This window comes from Nocardia sp. NPDC051990, assembly GCF_040680755.1.
GTDB lineage: Bacteria > Actinomycetota > Actinomycetes > Mycobacteriales > Mycobacteriaceae > Nocardia.
On the sequence record NZ_JBFAXH010000003.1, the window covers coordinates 164,876 to 183,497 of the forward strand.

General features: G+C 66.9%; 7 protein-coding genes and 1 pseudogene. 3 read left to right on the forward strand and 5 right to left on the reverse strand.

From position 1 onward, the window contains the following. Positions 1–45: 45 nt before the first annotated feature. Entirely contained in the window at positions 46–1,053 is a 1,008-nt protein-coding gene (locus AB0L63_RS07425) for an ATP-binding cassette domain-containing protein (protein WP_364496049.1), read from the reverse strand. Positions 1,054–1,451: 398 nt separating this feature from the next. Here AB0L63_RS07425 and AB0L63_RS07430 point away from each other — a divergent pair, with 398 nt between their 5' ends. Continuing rightward, positions 1,452–2,978, forward strand: a complete 1,527-nt coding sequence (locus AB0L63_RS07430; RefSeq protein WP_364496052.1) for an aldehyde dehydrogenase family protein — start codon at positions 1,452–1,454, stop codon at positions 2,976–2,978. A gap of 516 nt (positions 2,979–3,494) precedes the next feature. On the opposite strand, the gene AB0L63_RS07435 is transcribed toward AB0L63_RS07430, so the two are convergent. Further along, positions 3,495–4,772 carry a TetR family transcriptional regulator gene (locus tag AB0L63_RS07435; RefSeq protein WP_364496055.1) on the reverse strand — a complete coding sequence of 426 codons (1,278 nt, stop codon included), beginning with the start codon at positions 4,770–4,772 and terminating at the stop codon, positions 3,495–3,497. A 130-nt stretch (positions 4,773–4,902) separates the two neighbouring features. Between AB0L63_RS07435 and AB0L63_RS07440 the strand changes: the two genes are divergently transcribed. Further along, positions 4,903–5,706, forward strand: a complete 804-nt coding sequence (locus AB0L63_RS07440; protein ID WP_364496058.1) for an enoyl-CoA hydratase — start codon at positions 4,903–4,905, stop codon at positions 5,704–5,706. A gap of 69 nt (positions 5,707–5,775) precedes the next feature. Next, complete coding sequence (locus AB0L63_RS07445) at positions 5,776–6,801, forward strand: SDR family oxidoreductase (RefSeq protein WP_364496060.1); 1,026 nt, start codon at positions 5,776–5,778, stop codon at positions 6,799–6,801. 15 nt (positions 6,802–6,816) lie between these two features. Here AB0L63_RS07445 and AB0L63_RS07450 read toward each other — a convergent pair. The 3 genes and pseudogenes from AB0L63_RS07450 to AB0L63_RS07460 all read right to left on the reverse strand — a co-directional run. Continuing rightward, positions 6,817–8,070, reverse strand: a pseudogene (locus AB0L63_RS07450) (Nramp family divalent metal transporter); the annotation flags it as partial. A gap of 252 nt (positions 8,071–8,322) precedes the next feature. Continuing rightward, positions 8,323–9,312, reverse strand: coding sequence for an alpha/beta hydrolase family protein (locus AB0L63_RS07455; protein WP_364496866.1), 990 nt, complete (start codon positions 9,310–9,312; stop codon positions 8,323–8,325). Between the two features lie 264 nt (positions 9,313–9,576). Beyond that, positions 9,577–18,618 (reverse strand): amino acid adenylation domain-containing protein, encoded by a 9,042-nt coding sequence (locus AB0L63_RS07460; RefSeq protein WP_364496064.1) that lies wholly within the window; start codon positions 18,616–18,618, stop codon positions 9,577–9,579. Between the last annotated feature and the right edge of the window lie 4 nt (positions 18,619–18,622).

Sequence of the window (18,622 nt, forward strand, 5' to 3'; positions counted from 1 at the left end):
CGGCTCCGTCGTGCGCGATGCGCGCTGTATTGATGGTTCGCTCGCTCACGCGTGGCCGCCCGAATGGCCGGTGATGGAGAGGAATACATCATCGAGCGATGGCCTGCGCAGCGCGATATCGGCCAATTGGACACTGGCGGCGTCGAGCCTGCGCAATGCCTCCGACAGCGTGGCCGCGCCGTCGGGTGCCGGAATCGAGAGCCGGTCGCCGCCGTTCATATCGGCGAGTACGGCGGCGGGCACCAGATCACCGAGTGCGATGGCGGCCTTGCCGAGCTGGGTCGGATCCAGCGGCACCACCTCGCAGTAGCTGCCGCCGGTCTTCTCCTTGAGCTCGTCGGCGGTGCCCTCGGCGATCACCGTGCCCCTATCGATGACGATGATGTTGTCGCTGAGCACATCGGCTTCCTCGAGATACTGCGTGGTGAGCAGCACCGTGATGCCCTGATTCTTCAGCGCGGTCACCAGATCCCACACACCCTGGCGGCTGCGCGGATCCAGACCGGTGGTCGGCTCGTCGAGGAACACCACCTCCGGGCGCACCACCAGACCGCAGGCGATATCGACCCGACGACGCATACCGCCGGAATAGTGGCGCACCGCGCGACGGCCCGCGCTCACCAGATCGAATTCCTCGAGCAGGGTGTCGGCGCGCTTGCGGGCGGCAGCTTTGCCCAGGCCCATCAGCCGGCCGAACAATTCCAGGTTCTCCCGGCCGGAGAGGTTCTCGTCCAGCGCGGCGTACTGGCCGGTCATCATGATCGAGCGGCGTACACCCGCCGGATCCTTCCGCACATCGTGACCGGCGACCACGGCGGTGCCGGAGTCCGGCCGCAGCAAGGTGGACAGCACCTTGACCATGGTGGTCTTGCCCGCGCCGTTGGGCCCGAGGATGCCGAGCACGCTCGCCCGCTCGGCGCGGAAGCTGATGCCCTGCAGCGCGTGCACATCGCCGAATGACTTTCGGACATCGGCAACCACGACCGCGGCGTCACCACCATCGATGGGTGGCGGCTCGCTGGTGTGCGAATCCGCTTGGTTCAAGCTCGGCATCAACTCTCCACTGTGTCTGATCGGCGGCGTTCGCGGGGCTGGCACGGCGACGATCTGGGTCGCCGAAGTGCGCGCATGAATATGTCCCGGTTAGTGATCCCTGCCGCCAGGCGTGATGTTACCGGCCGGAGCATCCCGGCAGGGCCGAGCGCGCTGTACCCACCGGCCAGCGCCCCAACTGTGTCCTTACTCACATTTCTTTCCGCCGATCCACCGGACCCGAGAACATCGCTGGTGGCGACCCTCGAAGGGCAGCGTAGGGGCGACAGTGACACCTTGTCGGGCCGTCGCGGCGACCATAGTCTGCTAGACGGGGGAACCTGCACTCACTCGTTTGCGGCAGCTGCTTCGCCAAGCGTTCAGCGGTCTGCGGCGGATCGACCCTGCGAGAGGTGACCATGGCCGAGACCGCGCAGCCAAGGCTGGCAACGCATCCGGGAGGATCGGGCCGACCGAACGTGCTCACGTCCTATGACCCGCGCACCGGCGAAATCGTCGGCAACTATGCCGTGATGGGCTCCAGCGAAATCAACCGCATCGTGCGCGCCGCGCGTTCCGCCGAAAAGTGGTGGGCGGAACTGGGATTCAGCGCCCGCAAACGCTGGCTACTGGACTGGAAACACAGCATCGCCAAGCGCGCAGGCGAATTGACGGAAATCCTGTCCGAGGAAACCGGAAAACCCGCGGCGGACGCGGCAATCGAGGTGATGCACGCCGTCGAGAGTCTGGATTGGGCGGCCCGCAACGCCACGCGCGTGCTGGATCGGCGCAAGCTCGGCTCCACCTGGCTGACCCGAAATCAGCATGCCTCCGTGGGCTATCTGCCGCTCGGCGTGGTCGGTGTGCTCGGACCGTGGAACAACCCGGTGTTCACCCCGATGGGCTCGATCGCCTACGCGATGGCCGCGGGCAATGCCGTGGTGTTCAAACCCGATGAGCTCACCACCGGCGTCGGGGTCTGGCTGGCCGACAGCTGGAACAAGCTGGCGCCGAATCAGCCTGTGCTGCAGGTTGTTACCGGCGATCACGCCACCACCGCTGCGCTGTGTCGCGCCAAGGTGGACAAAATCGCCTATGCCGGTTCGGATGCGGGCTCGCGCGAGGTGATCACGCTGTGCGCGCAGACCTTGACGCCGGTGGTAGTTGAGCGAAACGGCAAGGGCACCATGGTGGTTCACGTCGATGCCAAACTCGACGAGGCCGCCGAGGCCGCGGTATTCGGCGCGATGGCCAATGCGGGTCAGAACTCCACCGGCATCCAGCGGGCCTATGTCGCCAACTCCGTATACGACCGATTCCTGGAACTGGTGATCGATCAGGCGCGGCGGCTGCGGCCGGGCGCGGATAAGCGCGCGTCCTATGGTCCGATGATTCTGGAATCGCAAGTCGATGTGGTGCGCAAGCAGGTGCGCGACGCACTGGCCAGGGGCGGGCGCGCAGTAGTCGGCGGCATGGATTCGATTCGCGATCCGTATATCGAACCGATCGTCTTGGCCGAGGTACCGGAGGAGAGCCTCGCGATCACCGGCGAGGGCATCGGGCCGCTGTTGATCGTCAACAGGGTCGCGAATATGGACGAGGCAGCGCAGCGGATCAACGCGGTCGGCAATGGCGTCGCGGTATCGGTGTTCACCCGGGATGTGCACGGTATCGAATCCTTCGCCGAGCAACTGCGGGTCGGTGTCGTGACCATCAATTCCTCGACCACCTACGCCGGAATTCCGGCGCTGCCGTTCGGCGGGGTGGGCGAATACGGGCAGGGACACCACCACGGCGACCAGGGACTGCGCGAGTTCAGCCGGACGCTGGCGATCGCGCGCAAGCGGTACCGGGCGCCGGTGAATCTGTCCACCTTCGACCGGCATCCACGACATCTGCGCACCGCCAAAGCCATCTTCCGAATGCGACACGGTCGCTTGAGCTGACCCCCAGTGCGCGGATCACGCTATCCGCACCCACAAACAGCGCGAGTCTTACGAGCGACGTTCGCGGGCCCGCTCGCGTCCGAGCCGCCAAAGCGCATGCGCCACACGCGCGGGACGCGACCATCCCGCGAGCGCGCATCTACTGCCGAACGACCCACCATCACCGACTACCACGAAGCAAGTCCGACAAGCGACGAGTTCGCAGCCGTCCCACACCCGAGTCGTCGAAACACATTCGCCACAAGCACCGAGCTCACCGCTCGGCCCGTGCGCATCAGGCGCCGAACGACCCGCCCTTAGCGACCACCACTGCGCGAGTCCTACGAGCGAGGAGTTCGCGGCCCGTCTCGCGTCCGCGCCGTAGGCGCGGCCATCGAACACAGCCGAGTCGTCGAAGCGCATGCGACGTAGTCGCGAGTCTCGACGGCGCCGCTGGCGACTGCTTGCAGGTCGCTCGAAAGGGTCAGTCGCGAGACAGCAGGGGGCCGCGAACGCGCGGCGCCGCAGGCGCCGCGATCAAACACAGAGCACGGCCTCCATCAGGGCGCAGACTCGGGCCAGTTGTTCGGGGCGGGGGTCGAATTTGGTCAATCGGCCCACGTCGATCACCTGCGCGATGGCGGCGTGCACGCGGAAGCGCGCCTCCACCGGATCACCATCGAGCAGATTGGCCCACTCCAGCACGTTCTGGCGCTGGATGGCGCGCAGCTTGTGCTGTTCGGCCTGCGGCAGATTGCTGAATTCGGCGTAGTAGACCGGCATGATCTCCGGCATGGCGAAGGTGAGCCGGGCCTGGCGGTAGGCGATGCGCCGGACCGCGTCGGGACGGCTGGTGGCCTCGGCGAGCGCCTCGGTGATCGCGATGGCCACCCGGTCGCCGGTGCGGAAAAAGGCGGCGGCGAGTAGGTCGGCCTTGCTGGTGAAGTATCGGTAGACGCTGGAGGCATTGATGCCGACGGCCGCGCCGATTTCCTCGATACTGGCCTCGTGATAGCCCTTGCGACCGAAGATCCGGATCGCCTCGGTGAGCAGTTGTTCGCGTTTGGAGGTGACCGGCAGGCCGCGGGTGACCGGTCCTGGCTGGGGTTCGGTTGGTGCGGGCGGCAGTTCGGCGCGCAGGATCGACCAGCTCATCTCGCGCAGCAGCGGCAGCAGCCGGGCGGTGGCGAGTGCGGTGCGGTGCGAGGAGATGCCGGCGATGGCGCTGAGCACCCCGGCGGCGAGCATTGCCACGTCCGCGGGTGGCGCGGTGGGACGCAGCTGCGCGATCGGTTCGGCCAGCGTCGCGTTGAGCGCGTCGTAGACCTTCCTGATCCGGGCGCGGTCGTCGGCTTCCAGGTAGCGCCGCTCCCAGCGGTACAGCCCGGCCTCGCGCCGGATATCGATGGTGTGTTCGCTGATCGCCTTGATCAGGGCGTCGAGCCTGGCTTCCGGCTCCAGCTTCGGATTGTCCGCGGCCTGCGCGACTTTCAGCAGGTGCAGTGCACCTTCTTCGGCGGCCGCGACCAGCAGCGCGTACTTGTTCGCGAAGTGGCGATACAGCGCGGGTCCCGAGATACCGACCTCCGCGGCGATCTCGTCGACACCGACCGGGTAATACCCGCGTTCGCTGAACGCGCGCGCGGCGGCCCGGATGATCTGGACCTTGCGATCCTTCGGGCGGCGCCGCACCGACTGGGCCGGCTCCGCTCCGGTACCGCTCCCGCCCGCGTCGGACCGCGCGGCAGCAGTGTCGTTTCGAGCGCCCCGCAGGCGATCGCCGGCGATGCCGACCTCGCTGCGATCCGCGACCATGTAGCTCTCCATTCTGGGACGGCGCCTCTGGTTGACAGCGCCGGACAAATCATCTTAAGTTAACCACAATTCGCAAAGTTAACCATCATTCATGGGAATGCCCCGCTGAACCCCAGACCAGGAGCACCACATGGCCAACCCCGATTCCGCGACCACACCCGCGGGTTTCAGTGCCGTCCACGACGGCAAGGTGCTCAGGGTCACCCTCACCAACCCCAAGCGCAAGAACGCCATCGACTACGACACGATGGTCGCCCTCGGTGACACCTTCCTCGCCGCCGCCGAGGATCGCTCGGTGCGAGTGATCGTACTGACCGGCGAGGGCGGCGACTTCTGCACCGGCGCCGATCTTGCCGCATCCGCCGCCGAGGGGCAGCGCGGCATCACCTCGGACATGGTGATGGACGCGGCCAACCGACTCGTGAAAGCCATTGTGGACGCGCCGATTCCGGTCATCGCCCGGGTCAAGGGCGCGGCCGCCGGCGTTGGTGTCGGCATCGCACTGGCCGCCGATCTGGTCTATGCCGCCGAGGATTCCTACCTACTACTCGCATTCATCAATATCGGCCTGATGCCCGACGGTGGGGCGGCTGCCATGGTCGCCGCCGCGGCCGGGCGACCGCTGGCCGCCGAAATGGCGCTGCTCGGCGAGCGACTTCCAGCGCCCGCGGCCAAGGCGGCCGGACTGTTCACCGCCGTTGTCGCGGAGGACGAACTCGACGCCAAGGTCGAGGCCGCGGCCACCAAGATAGCCGCGGGCCCGCGCCGCGCCCTCGAACTGACCAAGCAGGCACTCAACGCCGCCACCCTCACGGCACTGGATTCCGCACTCGCCGCCGAAAAGACGGGCCAGAGCGAACTCCTGCAATCCCCCGATTTCTTCGAGGGCGCCACCGCGATGCTCACCAAGCGTAAGCCGGTCTTCGCGGACTGATCGGGTCGCGAGGGCGGAGCGTGATCCCGACCACAGGCGCGCCCGCACAAGCGACTATGTTGATCGGCTATGGCTTACCTGGTTACCGGAGCAACTGGGTTTATCGGTCGATTTCTTATTCCCGAGCTGCTGAAACGGGACGGGGATATTCACGTGCTGGTCCGGCCGGGGGTGCGTTCGGCGGATCGGTACACCTGCTGTGCCCGGGAGTGGATGGGCGGGGATCGGGTGCGGCCGGTGCACGGGGATCTCGGCGCGCCCGAACTAGGTATCGATCGGAACTGGCTCGCCGAGCATCGGGGCTCGATCGACCATGTCTTCCATCTGGGGTCCAGTTATGACCTCACCGTGCGGGGCGGCGGCACCCGCAATGTCATCGATGCCGCGCAGGAGTTGAAAGCCGAACTGCTGCATCATGTCTCGACGGTGGATGTGGCGGGCGGCTTCGAGGGCCTGTTCACCGAGGATATGTTCGAGGTGGGGCAGGTACTGACCTCGCCGATGCAGCGGGCGAAGTTCGAGGCCGAGAAGATCGTGCGCGCATCCGGAATGGGGTGGCGAATCTATCGGCCCTCGATCGTGATCGGACATTCGCGCACCGGTGAGATCGATCGGATCGATGGGCCCTATTACTTCTTCCGGCTACTGCGTATGGCCGCCCAGCTGCCGAGGATTCTGCCCGTGCTGGTGCCGAAGTTGGGTGAAACCAATATGGTCCCGGTCGATTTCGTGGCCCGCGCACTGGATCACATTGCGCATCAACCCGACTCGAACACCACCACCTACCACTTGGCGGATCCACGCCGGCAGAGCGCGGCCGAGGCGCTGAATCTGTTCGCCGACGAGGCCGGTGCGCCGCATCTGGTGGAGGTGATGCCCAAGCGCACCCTCGAGATGATGCTGCGGGTCCCCGGCACACGTTGGCTGCTCCCCCGCGTCGGCGTCCCCCAGGATGTGTTGGAGCACAGCGAATTCAGCTGCTGGTTCGACTGCCGCCACGCCACCGCCGCACTCGCGGGCGCCGATATCAGGGTGCCGCCACTGGCCGCCTACGCCCCGCTGATCTGGAAGTACTGGATCGAGAACTGGGTCTGATCGACCCTGTTCGGCTCAGTCGCCCGTAACGGTCAGGTAGATCAGGGCCACGTTCAGCAGCGTGATGATGATGGCGACGAGCCAGGCCAGGGCGGTGGTCACGCGGTGGTTGACGTCGGCGCCCATCAGGATGCGGTCGCCGGTGAAGCGGACCAGGGGGATCAGGGCGAAGGGAATGCCGAACGAGAGCACCACCTGCGAAATGATCAGTACGCGGGTGGCATCGATGCCTGCCGCGAGGATCGCGATGGCCGGAATCAGGGTGACCAACCGCCGGACCAAGAGCGGAATCTTGCGGTGCAGCAGCCCTTCCATGATCATCGCCCCGGCATACGCGCCGACCGATGTCGAGGCCAGACCGGAGGCCAGCAGGCCGACCGCCAGCAGCAGCGCGGCGACAGGGCCGAGCGCATCGCCGACGGCGGCGTGCGCGCCCTCGAGGGTGTCGACATTTTCGCGGTCGCGCAGGGTATTCGCAGCCAACAGCAGCATGGCCAGATTGACCGTGCCCGCGAGCACCATGGCGAGTCCGACGTCGTATCTGGTGACCCGCAGCAGCCGGGTCCGCAGCGGACCGACCTCGGGCTGACCGTGGCGATCGCGGGCCAGTCCGGAATGCAAGTACACCGCGTGCGGCATGACGGTCGCGCCGATCATGGCCGCCGCGAGCAGCACGCTCTCGGCGCCCTGAAACCGCGGCAGCAGACCACCGACGGTGCCGGAGACCGATGGCGGCGCAATGACCACGCTGGCCAGGAAGCCGATGGCGATGACGGCGAGCAGACCGGTGACGACCCGTTCGAACGGCTTCTGCCCGCGGCGGTTCTGCACCAGTAGCAGCACCATCGAGACCACACCGGTGATCACCCCGCCGACGAGCAGCGGCAGGTCGAACAGCAGCTTCAGTGCGATCGCGCCGCCGACCACTTCGGCCAGATCGGTGGCCATCGCGACGGTCTCCGCCTGCATCCAATAGGCAAGGCGCACTGGACGACTCGACTTGTACCGCACCGCCTCCGGTAGCGACATACCGGTGACCAACCCCAGCTTCGCGGAGAGGAACTGCACCAGTCCCGCCATCACATTGGCCACCACGATGACCCACACGAGGAGATAGCCGAACTGGGCGCCCGCGCTGATATTCGACGCCACATTGCCGGGATCGACATAGGCGATGGCCGCAACGAAGGCCGGGCCGAGCAAGACACTGACGGATCTCGCCCGGGTCGTCGCGTTCCGCGCCGACTCAGCCAGGGTTGTACTCATAGAACAGAATTTTACGGCTTCCCGAACTTTTTGTTTAGCCGCTCCAGCCTCTTCGAACCTTCACGCCGGACTCAGGCGTCACAACCGTCACATCGGCGGCTACCGGTCGAGTCTCGTTGGGCTCAGCCCGGCCCCGACAAGTTACCCGTGTACAGGAGAAACCCAGTTGTCACCTAGCGCAGGACAAAAATCGACCGCCCCGATTGTGAATAAGGCCACAATCGGGGCGGTCGGTTGGAAATCGAGCAGATCAGCTCAGATGCCGAGGCCCTTGGCAAGGGTGGGCCAGGAGTTGTGCAGCTCTTCGTTCCAGTAGCCCCAGGAGTGGGTGCCGTTGGGCTGGAAGTGGAAGGTGGCGGGGATGCCGAGCGAATCCAGCTTCGCCTTCATGTTGTTGGTGCAATAGTTGGTGCCCGCCTCGATGACACCGCCGATCAGGAGCTGGTTGGCCAGACCGCCAGGGCCGGGCAGGGCGTGCTCACCGTTGAGGGTGTCGTACGGGCCGGGCAGACCGTTGCCGGTCGAGATGTAGAGATCCGTGCCGCGCAGACCCTCGGCATTGACGTAGGGGTCGTTCGCCACCCAGTCCGGCGAACCGACGGGGCCCCACATGTTCTCGGTATCGCCGCCACCCCAGGTCTCGACGGTCAGCCTGACGAATTGCGAGCCGACCGGATCACTGGTCTGGGCGCAGCCGCTGTAGGCGGCGGCGGCCTTGTACAGGCCCGGCTTGGCGATCGGCAGCGCGAGCACGGTGGTGCCCGAGGTGGACAGGCCGGCGATGGCATTGGTGCCGTTGGTGCCGAGCGCGCCGTCGATCAGCGGCGGCAGCTCCTCGGTGAAGAAGGTCTTCCACTTGTTGCGGCCGAGTACCGGATCGTCCTTGATCCAGTCGGTGTAGTAGCTCCACTTGCCGCCGATGGGCTGGACCACATTGACGTTCTTGTCGCCGAGGAACGTCAGCGCATCGGTATTGGCCACCCAGGACGCGCTGTCCTCGCCGCCGCCCGCACCATTGAGCAGGTAGAGCACCGGACGCGGCGCCGAGGCGTCGGCGGGGCGCTGCACATCGACCGGGAAGGTCCGGTCCATGGCCGCGGAGTAGACGTGCAGCCGGATGCTGCGATTGTCCTTGTACTCTGCCTTGGTGATCTTGGAGCCGTCCGGCGCGACCGGGTTCGCCAGCAGCGTCTTCGAATCGATGATCGGGTCTGCTGTCGCGGTAGATGCGCCGAAGCCGGACATGGCCCCCGCGAATACCGCGGTTGCCGCGATTATCGCCGCCGCACGTGTGCCGCGACGCCGGATCTGACTACGCATCAATTCACACCTTTACTTCGTATCGTGATTACGAATGGGCTTACCCCGACCGCAGGCTGCACCACGACCGACCATACGGCCTATGTAATCGTGACAATAGTGGACATCGTTACCGCAATGTTGCTCCATGATGCCTGATCGGCCGGACTGTGATCACGATTGCCCCGAAATTCGAGACGTTATTCACGATCAATGCACCCGCACCCGCTGACCGTGTTCGGCCAGCCCACCGAGGGCACGGATCCAGTGTTCGGCGAAGGTCTTTACCTCGTCACCGCCGAATACCTCGGCCGCGTAGTCGAACCGCATGAGCAGGCCGTCGGCGGTGGCGTCGGCGGTGATATCGAGCAGCAGATCCGCCGCCGGTGCGTCGATGTGCACGCGCGCCGGGCGCAGATCCCGATAGCGCAGCGCGCACCGGCCGGCGGGAAGTGCGGTCAGCGCGGCAGCGGTGTCCGGATTGAGATAGCGCAGCAGGCCGTAGCCGACGCCACCGGACGGCACGGCCCCGGTGAGCCGCTTGACCTGCTCGATCGCGACACCCGCCGCGCGACCACCGACCAGCGCCTCCTGTATGTTCACCCCCTCCAGCTTCAGCGGGAGCGGGTAGTCGGTGGTGAAGGCGCCGACGAGGGTATTGGTCTCGGTCATGGTCCGGCTATCGGCGTGCAGCCGGACCACCGGGCCGATGGCCTCGGTGACGGTTTCACCCGCGGCGGTGATCTGCGCGATGGCGAGGGCGGCGAGCAGGACTTCGTCGACGCTGGCACCGTGTGCGCCGGCCGCGGCGACGACGGCGGCGGTGCCCTCGGTGGTGATGGTCAGCGAGACCCGGCGCCGCAGGTGCAGGTTCGCATTCATGGCACCGGCCTTGGTGGCGGGCACCGCGCTCAGGGTGTGATGCCACCACGCCACTTCCTCGATGGCCGCCGGGCCGCTCGCACCCTCCGACAACGCCCTGAGCAAGGCGGACAGTCCGGCCTCCGGGACGGCGGGCGTGCGATGCCTGCCGCGCGACCAGGCCAGTGACAGCTTGTCGATGATGGTGCGCCAGGAGGTGTCGTCCACGACCAGGCCATTGGCGACGATGACCATGGTCGATGGCACCTCGCGGCCGCCGACCAGGACGAAGCGGATATTGCGGCCATGGGCCGGATCGAGTTCGGTGGCGACCGCGCGCACCACATCGTCGACCGGCGGCGGTGTCTGGTCGATGCCGTACTCCAGGCCGAGGAAGGCCTCGTCCAGCCGCTGCGCCTCGGCCGGGATCTCGAAGACCGGATCGGTGCCCGCGCCGTCCCGGTGCAGGCGGACCCACAGCATCGGATGCTGCTCCAGCACCGTATCGACGGCGAATTGCACCGCTTCCGGTGAGTAGTTGGGCGGTATCTCGAGGGTGACGACGCGCAATTCGACACCGGAGTCCAAGAGCCGCACGGCATTCGGGGTCAGCGACAGCGGGATGGGGGCGTCGTCGGGTTCGTCGGGACGGTGCGCGACGGCGAGTTCGATCGGGTCGTCGTGGATGACCGCGAAGGGGATGTGCTCGGGTTCGTCGGCGAGCTGAGATTCGTCGACATGCTCGGGTTCGTCGGCGAGCTCGGGTTCGTCGGCGTCGAGTTCCAGTACCGGGGCCTCGACCATTGGGGGCAGGTCATCGGTCGGTGCCGGGGTATCGATACGTATCGGGACCAGGACCGATGTCGGGTATTCGTGGTCGAAGGCGGCCGGTTCGTCCAGTGGCGCCGCGTACTGATATCCCCGCGGTGCTGGGTACTCGTATTCGACCGGCGCGAATGCCTCGGCCTCGGTTGGTGCCGCGGCCTGTTGGACCGGCGACTCGGGCTGGTCAACGAGCAAGGCCGCCAGGATCGGTCCGATTTCGGCGAGGGCGGCCGGTGATGTCATCAGCTCATGGGTCGCCTCGACCGGATGTTCGTTGATCGAGCCGTCGACATACGGCCGCCAGGCCCGGGATTCGGCGGTGTGGCCGCTGGCGCTGAAGAAGTCGAGCGTGCCATGGAAGACCTTGTGCTGATGGTTGATGCCGAGCTCCACCGAGCGCACCGCGCCACGGTAGCTCTGGCGCAGGCGTTGCGGGGTCAGCAGCGCCAGTTCCGGCGGGATGCCGGCGTACAGTACCGCGAGCGCCTCTTCGGTGAGGTTGCGGATATTGGTGTCGCCCAATGTGTCCGGGCCGATGCCGAGTTCGGCGAAGGTCGCGCGCAGCTCGCCCCAGAAGTCGGCGATATTGCCGCCGGTACGGCTGTCCAGCATGGCGAGCAGGGCGACTTCGGCACCCGCGGACTGCAATTCGACCGCGACCGCATGCGCGAGCGCACCACCGAGTGACCACCCGAGCACCCGGTACGGCCCCTCGGGTTGTACCGCGCGGATCTCCTCGACATAGCGGCGGGCCATGGCGTCCAGCGAATCCGGCAAAAAGTCAGATTCGGACAGCGCGGGCGACTGCACACCGAAGATCGGGCGGTCGGCGGGCAGGTACTGCGTCAGACCCGTGTAGCACCAGGACAATCCGGCCATCGGATGGATGCAGAACAGCGCTTCCCCGGTTCCCTGCCGGATCGGCAACAGCACATCGAGTGCGGCCTCGGCGTCCAATCCGTAATCATGGGCCTCGGTGTCGTCGGCGGCCATGATGCGCTGGGTGAGCGCCGCGACGGTCGGATCGGTGAAGAACCATTGCACTTGGACCGCGATACCAGTCAGCTCACGCAGCTTGTGCACCGCGCGCATGGCGGCCAGCGAACTGCCGCCGAGTGCGAAGAAATCGTCATCGGAGCCGACCCGGTCGACGCCTAGCGTCTCGGCGTATACACCGGCGACGGCCTGTTCCTGCGCGGTCGACGGCACGAGGTAGGGGCGCGGCGCGAGCTCGGGCGCGGGCAGCGCCGCACGATCGAGCTTGCCGACCGGGGTCACCGGCACCTCGTCGAGCACCACCACCGCCGACGGCACCATATGCCGCGGCAGACTGCGCGCGGCGTATTCGGTGAGCGCACCGGTATCGATGGTCCGCCCCGCCACCGCAAGCACATAGGCGACGAGAATCTTGTCGCCCGTTGGGGTTTCCCGACCGATCGTGACGGCGAACTCGACATCGTCGTGACTTGCGAATACCGCATCGATCTCACCGAGTTCGATGCGCAAACCGCGGATCTCGAGCTGGAAGTCCGTGCGGCCGACGTATTCGAGTTCCCACTCCGCCGCTTCGCCGACCCAGCGCACCAGATCACCCGTGCGATACAACCGCGCACCGGGCGGACCCCACGGGTCGGCGACGAAGCGTTCCGCGGTCAGCGTCGGACGGTTGTGATAGCCGCGCGCCAACAGGGTGCCCGCGAGATACAACTCGCCGACCGCTCCCGGCGGCACCGGGCGCAGCAGCGAATCCAGCACCACCATAGGCGTTCCCGGCACCGGGCCGCCCATGGTGATGCGCTGTCCGGCGATCATCTCGCTCCAGGACGCGGCCACCGTGGCCTCGGCCGGGCCGTAGCCGTTGATGAAGTGCCGTCCCGGTTGCCATTTGGCGACCAAGTCGGGCGAGGTGGAATCGCCGCAGCAGCACAGGAATCGGAGGTCGTCGAGTCCGGCCGGTTCGACGGTGCCGAGCACGGCCGGGGTGAAGATCGCGTGCGTGACCCGTTCGGTGCGCAGCAGCGCGGTCAGCTCAGGTCCGCCGAGGATGGCAGACGGCACGATGACCAGCGTCGCGCCATTGTGGAAGGTGCAGAGCCACTCCAGAATCGACGGATCGAAGCTCGGCGAGCACAGATGCAGGAACCTATGCTGCGGACCGAGCTGGAATACGGCGCTGGCGGCCTCGACGGCACCGCCGATGCCGACATGGGTGACGGTGACGCCCTTGGGTGTGCCGGTCGAGCCCGAGGTGTAGATCACGTACGCCGGATGCTGCGGCAGCAGCGTCGCCAGCCGCTCGGCATCGGTGATCGGCGATGGCGACTTCGCGGCCACGGCGGCATGGATCGCGGGATCGTCGAGCTGTAGCCAGCCGGTTTCGGTCGCACCGTCGGGCAACCGTTCGGTGTAGGTGGAGGTGGTGATGCCGAGGACGGCGCCGGAATCGGTCACCATGTGCCGGATCCGGTCCGCCGGATAGGCCGGGTCGATCGGCACATGCGCGCCACCGGCCTTGGCGACCGCCCAGAAGGCCGCGACCATCTCCAGCGAACGTGGGAAGGCAAGTGCGACAAGGGTCTGCGGTCCGACACCGCGATCGATCAGGACCCGAGCCAGCCGCGACGAGTATTCGTCCAGTTCGCGGTAGGAGATCGAGCGACCGGCGGTCCGCACCGCGACATGTTCGGGATCGACGCTGACCGCGCTGGTCAGCAGGTCCGGCAGCAACCGGACGGCGGGCGTCGCACCGCGGCGCACCGGTGTCAGTGCCTGCTCTTCGGCCGCGCCGAGCAGCGACAGGTCGCCGATCGCCGCATCCGGCCGCGCGACGATCTCGGTGAGCAGCCGGGTGAACCGGGCGGCGAACATCTCGATCGTCTTGTCGTCGAACAGATCCCGCGCGAAGGTGAACTCGCCGCGCAGGCCGTCCTCGGTGGTACCCGGCGCCCACATGGTCAGCGAGAGATCGAATTTCGCGGTGTCGATGGCGAAATCGAAGATCTCCGCTTGCAATCCGGGCAGTTCGAAGCTGTTCGCCGGCAGGTTCAGATACGACATCGACACCTGGAACAGCGGATGCCGTGCGGTCGATCGCGGCGGATTCAGCAGTCCGACCAGTCGCTCGAACGGCAGGGCGGCATGCGAAAATGCCTGCAGGTCAGTGTCTTTGGCATCGGCGAGCAGTTCACCGAAGCTGCGGTCGTCGGGTACCCGCAGCCGCAGCACCAGCGTATTGACGAACATGCCGATCATGTCGTCGAGTTCGGCCGCGTCGCGCCCCGCCACCGGGGTGCCGATGGCGATATCGTCGGTGCCCGACATGCGAGCCAGGAATACCGACAGCGCGGCGTGCACCACCATGAACATGGTGACGTTGTGTCGGCGCGCCAGGCGAATCAGACCGGTGTGCACCAGCGGGTCGATCTCGAATTCGGTGCGCCCGCCCGTTGAGGTCCGCAGCGCCGGGCGCGGCCGGTCCGCGGGCAGATTGAGCTCGTCGGGCAGATCGGCCAGCGCGGTCCGCCAGTATTCAGCCTGGGCCGCGATGAGGCTCTCCGGATCGTCCTCGGAGCCGAGCACCGTGCGTTGCCAGACACTGAAATCCGCGTATTGCACCGGCAGCGGCGCCCATGCGGGCAGCTCACCCACGCTGCGGGCCGAGTAGGCCAGCATGACGTCGCGGACCAGCGGCGTCATCGACCAGCCGTCGGCACCGATGTGATGCGCGACGAACACCAGGAGGTGATCACCGGTATCGAGCCGGAACAGGGTGGCGCGGAAGGGCACCTCGGCGGTGACATCGAAGCCCGCCGCGGCGAACTCCCGCACCTGCTGCATCGCATCCGATTCCGCGATCGGCATCGGGACCAGATCGATCGCCACTTCGTTGGGTGCGAGCACCTCCTGCACCGGCCCCTCGGAGGTCTGCGGGTAGACGGTGCGCAGCACCTCGTGCCGCGCCACCACATCCTCGACCGCCGAACCCAGTGCGGCGATATCGAGTTCGCCGGAGAGCCGGATCGCCACCGGTAGGTGATAGGCCGCCGAGCCGGTATCGAACTGGTTGATGAACCACATCCGCAACTGCGCCGGTGACAGCGGAACTTGCTCCGGCCGCGGCCCGGCCAGCAGTGGCTGGCGCCGACCGGAACCAGCATGGGTTTCGACCTCGGCGGCGAGGCCGGCCACGGTCGGTGTCTCGAAGATCGAGCGCACCGGCACCACGGTGTCCAGCGCGTCGCCGATCCGGGCAGCCACCTGCGTGGCGAGCAGTGAATTGCCGCCCATGGCGAGGAAATCGTCATCACGGCCGACGCGCTGCACGCCGAGCACATCGCCGAAGACGCCGGCAACGATGTCCTCGGCCGGTGTCGTCGTCGCATCGATCGGATGCGCGGTGTCGTCCCGATCCGCCGGCATCCGCGCACTCTCGGCGCCGTCGAGCAATTCGATCTCGCCGACCCGCACCGCCGGATCGGCGAGCACGGCATCGAGCACCCGGACGAACCGGTCGGCGAAGCCGCGCACCGTCGGCTCGTCGAACAGGTCGGTGGCATAGCCGAAGTCGGCCACCATCCCGGCCGGCGCACCGTCGTCGGTGTAGCGGTCGGCCAGCGAGATGTGCAGATCCGTCTTGGCCAGCTGTAGCTCGAAATCGACTGTCGCGACCGAAAGTCCGGGCAACTCCACAGTGGTTTCGGCCATGTTCTGGAAGGAAAGCCCCACCTGGAACAGCGGATTGTGGGCGAGCGAGCGAACCGGATTCAGCGCCTCGACGATTCGCTCGAACGGCACATCGGCATGGGCGAAGGCCTCCAGATCGCGCTCACGCACATCGGCGAGCATGGCCGCGAAGGTATCACTCGGACGCACTCGTGTTCGGAACACCAACGTATTGACGAACATGCCGATCAGATCGTCGAGTTCGGGTTCACCACGTCCGGCGATGGGCGTGCCGACCGCGATGTCGTCGGTGCCCGACAGCCGTGCCAGCAGCACCGCGAGCGCCGCGTGCACGACCATGAACAGCGAGGCGCGATTGGCCCGCGCCAGCGCATGCAGTCGCGTATGCCGATCCGCCGAGATCTCGAATCGCACCGACCTGCTCTGGAACGACCGGGCCGGCGGGCGCGGGCGGTCGGTCGGCAGCGTCAACTGGTCCGGCAACCCGGCCAGGGTCCGCCGCCAGTAGGCGATCTGCTGTGCGGCCGGCGATTCCGGATCGTGCTCGTCGCCGAGGATCTCGCGCTCCCACAGCGCGTAGTCGGCGTACTGCACCGGCAGCGGCTGCCACGGCGGCGCCTGCCCGTGCATCCGCGCGGCATAGGCGACCATGAGATCGCGGGCGAGCGGGCTCATCGATGCGCCGTCGGCCGCGACATGATGCACGGTCAGGGCGATCACATGTTCGTGCGGCGTCAGGCGGAACAGCGCGACCGCGACCGGAACCTCGACCGTGACATCGAAGGTCAGCATGGCGAATTCGGTGATCCGCTGCACCAGTTCGCCCTCGGCCACATCGACCGGCACCATGGCGAACCGCGCCTCCGGCACCCGATGGATGACCTGATGCGGCCGCCCATTACTGCTCGGATAGGTGGTCCGCAGTACCTCGTGCCGGGACAGCACATCGCCGATGGCCAGTCCGAGCACCGTCGCATCCAGGTCACCCGTGAGCCGCACGGCGAGTGGGATATTGTCCACCGCCGAGGTCTCGGTATCGAACTGGTTGAGAAACCAATATCGCTGCTGAGCCAGCGACAGCGGAATCAGCTCGGGCCGCTCCCCCGCGACCAGCCGCGGCCGGCTCCGGCCGGATCCGGCGGTGCGTTCGACCACAGCGGTGAAGGCGGCGACCGTCGAGGCGTGGAACAGATCGCGAATCGCCAGCTGGGTATCCAGCGCGGCATCCAGCCGCGCGGTCACCTGGGTGGCCAGCAGCGAGTTGCCGCCGAGTTCGAAGAAATCGTCGTCCAAGCCGACGCGCTCGACCCCGAGCACATCGCCGAAGGTGCCCGCGACGATCTCCCCTACCGGGGTCGCGGGTGCGCGGAGTCCCTTGGCCTCGAATACCGGCGCGGGCAGCGCCTTCCGATCCAGTTTGCCCGTGGGTGTCAGCGGCACCTTGTCGAGCACGGTGATGCACGCAGGCACCATATGTGCTGGCAATTTTCGCTCTACCAGGGCGTTCAGCTCCGCCACATCGACGGTCCGCCCGTCGACGGGGTGCACATACGAGGCCAATGCGGTAGTACCGCTGTCGAGTTCATGCCCGACAGTGACCGCGAAATCCACGCGATCGTACGCACCGAGTACCGCGTCGATTTCGGTGAGTTCGATGCGGAAGCCGCGGATCTTCACCTGGGAGTCATTGCGGCCGAGGTACTCCAGTTCACCGGTCGCGGTCCAGCGCACCAGATCGCCGGTGCGGTAGAGCCGGGTACCCGGTTCGAACGGATTGGCCACGAATCGGGCCGCGGTAAGCGTCTGTTGTCCCAGATATCCGCGGGCCAGTGGCGCGCCGGCGAGATACAGTTCGCCGACCACCCGGTTCGGCACCGGCATCAGCCGATCGTTGAGCACATGCGCGGCGATGCCATGGATCGGCGGACCGAGGGTAACCGGCTCCCACGGCACCATCGGCGCGGTGATAGTAGTGGCGATGGTGGCCTCGGTCGGACCGTAGGCATTGAAGAATTCGCGCAGCAGTCCACCGGCGATCGGTAATACCCAGCGCCGCACCAACTGCGGCGGGCAGACCTCGCCACCGGTCACCACGACCCGCAGTTCGTCGAGTCCGGCGGGCTCCACCGAGGCCAGGGCCGCTGGCGTCACGAAGGCGTGGGTCACCCGCTCGCGCCGCAGCACCGCGGCCAGTTCCGCGCCGCCGTAGACGGTCGGCGCGACGACCACCATGGTGGCCGCGCCGCCCAACGCCAACAGCAGTTCCAGCACCGACGCATCGAACGACGGCGAGGCGAAATGCAGTGTCCGGGCGGCACTTGTCACCCGGAATCGAGTCCGCTGCTCATCACAGAAACCGGATAATCCCTGGTGAGTGACCACCACGCCCTTGGGGGCGCCGGTCGAGCCCGACGTGTAGATGACGTAGGCCGGATGCGCACCGTGCAGCGGTCGCACCCGATCCTGATTGGTCACTCGGTCCGCCGGATACCGTTGCAACAGTTGCGCGGTGCTCGGATCGTCGAGCAGCAGCCATTCGGCGTCATCGGGCAGGCCGCGGTGGACCGAGGCGACGGTCAGGCCGAAGCTCACACCGGAGTCGGTCAGCATGTGTGCGACCCGATCCGCCGGATAGTGCGGGTCCACTGGCACGAATCCGGCGCCGGTCTTGGCCACCGCCCACACCGCGAGCACCGAATCCACCGACCGCGGCACGGCCACCGCGACCAGATCCTCCGGTCCGACACCACGATCGATGAGCAGCCGGGCCAGCCGGGTCGAACGCTCATCCAACTCGGCGTAGCTCAGCTCGCCGGAAGTGGCATTGGCATCAGCGAATACGACGGCGCGGCCGCCGGGATTCGTCTCGACGGCGGCCGTCATCAAC

Excerpts from the sequence above, each read along its gene's own strand:
- AB0L63_RS07425 (WP_364496049.1), bottom strand. The coding sequence starts at position 1,053 with ATGCCGAGCTTGAACCAAGCGGATTCGCACACCAGCGAGCCGCCACCC.
- AB0L63_RS07430 (WP_364496052.1), top strand. The coding sequence starts at position 1,452 with ATGGCCGAGACCGCGCAGCCAAGGCTGGCAACGCATCCGGGAGGATCG.
- AB0L63_RS07435 (WP_364496055.1), bottom strand. The coding sequence starts at position 4,772 with ATGGTCGCGGATCGCAGCGAGGTCGGCATCGCCGGCGATCGCCTGCGG.
- AB0L63_RS07440 (WP_364496058.1), top strand. The coding sequence starts at position 4,903 with ATGGCCAACCCCGATTCCGCGACCACACCCGCGGGTTTCAGTGCCGTC.
- AB0L63_RS07445 (WP_364496060.1), top strand. The coding sequence starts at position 5,776 with ATGGCTTACCTGGTTACCGGAGCAACTGGGTTTATCGGTCGATTTCTT.
- AB0L63_RS07455 (WP_364496866.1), bottom strand. The coding sequence starts at position 9,312 with ATGTCCGGCTTCGGCGCATCTACCGCGACAGCAGACCCGATCATCGAT.
- AB0L63_RS07460 (WP_364496064.1), bottom strand. The coding sequence starts at position 18,618 with ATGACGGCCGCCGTCGAGACGAATCCCGGCGGCCGCGCCGTCGTATTC.